This window comes from Methylobacterium tarhaniae (genome assembly GCF_001043955.1).
Lineage (GTDB): Bacteria > Pseudomonadota > Alphaproteobacteria > Rhizobiales > Beijerinckiaceae > Methylobacterium > Methylobacterium tarhaniae.
This window is the reverse complement of sequence record NZ_LABZ01000310.1, coordinates 1-2,909: the sequence shown is the minus strand read 5'-3', so window position 1 is coordinate 2,909 and position 2,909 is coordinate 1. Positions and strand designations below refer to the sequence as shown.

The window sequence follows — 2,909 nt, the reverse complement described above, 5'->3', positions numbered from 1 at the left end:
ACGACAGCGATCGGGAGTTTCGTGAGAGACACTTATACCCCGGCCGCGAGCCAGTTCTTGAAGCGCCGGGCGAAGTCGTTGGCAGCCCGGTCGAACTGGTCGTCCATGCCGCCGGCCGTGAGCGCCCCGTCGACCACCACGCCGAGCACGCCCTGGCCGGCGACCTGCATGCCCTGATCGCCGCTATAGCTCGTCAGAACCGCGCCGGTGCGGGCATCGATGACCTCGATGTTGGCGCGGATCGTCGGATGGCCGCCCACGATGATGCGCTGGGCCGCCGAGGGCATGTCGGCCTTCACCAGGGTGACCACGAGACGGGCCGGGCGCGCGCCCTCGGGCCGGGAGGCCAGCGCCCGCTCCAGGGCCGCCTTGAGGCGCCGAGCCGCGAGATCGCGGATATGTCCTTGGGCCTCCGGCGTCCGCACCAGCGCCGGGTCGGTCAGGGACAGGTTGCGGCGGCGCAGGTAGTCGTCCTCGGCGGCGGTCCAGTTGATGGCCGCGCCGGCGGTCCGGACCTCGATCCCGGTGAAGCGCAGCTGCGCCGTGTCGGCGAGCGAGAGGCGGTTGGGGGCCACGGTGTTGCAGGCCGCCACGCACAGGCTCGCCAGCACGGCGAGCGCCCATGACCATCGACCCATTGTCAAAACCTTCCCACCTTCGCGCCGTCCGATACGGTCGCGGCAGGCAGGCCATGTCTGACCTTACGTCAAGCAGCAAGCGAAGTGTTTCGCATGTGTCAAAGACCGAAGCGCCCGTGGCCGCGGGGCCACAGGCGCATCGTGTCAGGCGGCCGAGCCCATGCCGGCCCGCATCGTGCCGCGGAAATCGTCGATGCAGACGAGGCGACCGCCGCGCTCGGCGTGCCAGAAGGTCCAGCCGTTGCAGGCCGGCAGGCCCTGGACCAGGGCGCCGATCTTGTGGATCGAGCCCGAGGCCGGGCCGACCCCGAGGGTGCCGTCGGGCCGCACCAGGGCCTTGTGGCGGCGGCGCTCGTCGGTGAGCGTCTCGCCGGCCCGGACATGGCCGGCCTCCAGGAGGCTCAGGAACGGCACCCGCGGCTCGGCGCGCTTCGTCGGCGCGGTGAGGAGGGCGGCGCGCGACAGGGGCTCGACCGCGGCGATGCGCTCGCGCGCCGCGGCCGCATAGGCCGGCTCCTGCTCGATGCCGACGAAGTGCCGGCCGAGCCGCTTGGCCACCGCACCGGTGGTGCCGGTGCCGAAGAACGGGTCGAGCACCACGTCGCCGGGATTCGACGACGACAGGATGGTGCGGGCGAGGAGCGCCTCGGGCTTCTGGGTCGGGTGCAGCTTGCGCCCGTCGTCGCCCTTCAGGCGCTCGTCGCCGGTGCAGAGCGGGATGAACCAGTCCGAGCGCATCTGGACGTCGTCGTTGCCCCCCTTCAGCGCCTCGTAATGGAAGGTGTAGCCCTTCTGCTCGCTGCGCGAGGCCCAGATCAGGGTCTCGTGGGCGTTGGTGAAGCGCTTGCCGCGGAAATTCGGCATCGGGTTGGCCTTGCGCCAAACGATGTCGTTCAGGATCCAGAAACCAAGATCCTGCAACGCGCTGCCGACGCGGAAGATGTTGTGGTATGAGCCGATCACCCAGAGGGTGGCGGTCGGCTTCATCACCCGGCGGCAGGCGGCGAGCCAGGCGCGGGTGAAGGCGTCGTAGGCCTCGAAGCTGGCGAACTGGTCCCAGTCGTCGTCGACGGCGTCGACGGTGCTCTGGTCCGGGCGCAGCAAGGCATTCGCGCCGAGCTGGAGATTGTAGGGCGGATCCGCGAAGACCAGGTCGACACTGGCCGGCGGAAGCCGATCGAGGGCGGTAAGGCAATCCCCGAGGATGACCTCGTCCAGGGGAAGACGCTGTGCGGGGGTAACGAGACCCATCCGCGGCGCCGACACCACTCGCCCGGTACGCGAGACCTGATTCCGGGCGGCAGTGCCGGCGACCGCGGTACGCGGGGAAGCCATGGCAAACACCGGTTACGCGACTGACCACCAGACATTGCCGCCGCTACGGTAAAGGTCACGTTTCCCGCAGGCACGACTTGCGTCTCGAAATGGGGCTGCATTTCTTGCCGAGCTGGCGGATAGCCGGGTCGATCCGTTAAAGAAACACTACTGATGGCGATGATGGCGCGGCCCCGTCGTCGCGCGCCGGGATCGGCCATTCAGGTGGGCAGTCCGGACCAGGACGACGCGCCGGACATCTCTTCTCCCCACCAGATCCCGGGCACGCTCCGGATCTGGCGGGGAGAGGGGAGGGACCGGCGCCGTCCTTTCCCTCGACGGTCCACCTGAACGGGCAACGCCGATCGCCCGGGCACCGCCGGGGCTCTCGCCGGCGCCCCGGAGCCGCTTCTTCCGAATGCTGAAAAGCCCGAGTGCAGCCACCAAGGCCCGCAAGTCACCAATAAGATTTCGCGCTGCCTCATGACTTGAAAAGTCGAACCTTAACGGATTGCAAGATATCAGCCTGGAATGCGGCACTATCCGCCACAAATCGGGCGGTCATATTTTCGTCCTGTTTGGTCTCGATTGGCTCTGTCGTCAGCAACCACCAAGGACAGTGGAATGAACAGCGCCAAGCCTGCGCGTCGGTCGATCGCGGCCCGAATCGCTCTCCCGGCCGGGCTCGCCCTCGCCGGATTGGGGAGCCTCGCGGCGACCTCGGCGGCGCAGGCCCAGAGCGGCAAGGCCTCGTGGTACGCGTCCGGCCATCGCACCGCGAGCGGCGAGCGCTTCAACCCCAACGGCCTCACCGCGGCGCATCGCAGCCTGCCCTTCGGCACGATGGTGCGGGTGACCAACCAGGCCAACGGCCGCTCGGTGGTGGTGCGGATCAACGACCGCGGGCGAGATCGATGATGCGGCCATGCGCGAACGGCCCGCGGTCGTTGATCCGCA

At 68.9% G+C, this 2,909-nt stretch carries 2 protein-coding genes and 1 pseudogene; 1 reads left to right on the top strand and 2 read right to left on the bottom strand.

Features of this window, described 5'->3' with window-relative positions; genetic code table 11:
• Nucleotides 1-32: 32 nt before the first annotated feature.
• Together VQ03_RS29375 and VQ03_RS29370 are read right to left on the bottom strand one after the other, a co-directional pair.
• Nucleotides 33-638 carry a hypothetical protein gene (locus VQ03_RS29375; RefSeq protein ID WP_157064317.1) on the bottom strand — a complete coding sequence of 202 codons (606 nt, stop codon included), beginning with the start codon at nt 636-638 and terminating at the stop codon, nt 33-35.
• A 144-nt stretch (nt 639-782) separates the two neighbouring features.
• Nucleotides 783-1,973 (bottom strand): site-specific DNA-methyltransferase, encoded by a 1,191-nt coding sequence (locus tag VQ03_RS29370; RefSeq protein ID WP_083468306.1) that lies wholly within the window; start codon nt 1,971-1,973, stop codon nt 783-785.
• Nucleotides 1,974-2,576: 603 nt separating this feature from the next.
• On the opposite strand from VQ03_RS29370, the pseudogene VQ03_RS29365 reads away from it, so the two are divergent.
• A pseudogene (locus VQ03_RS29365) lies at nt 2,577-2,858 on the top strand (septal ring lytic transglycosylase RlpA family protein); the annotation flags it as partial.
• Between the last annotated feature and the right edge of the window lie 51 nt (nt 2,859-2,909).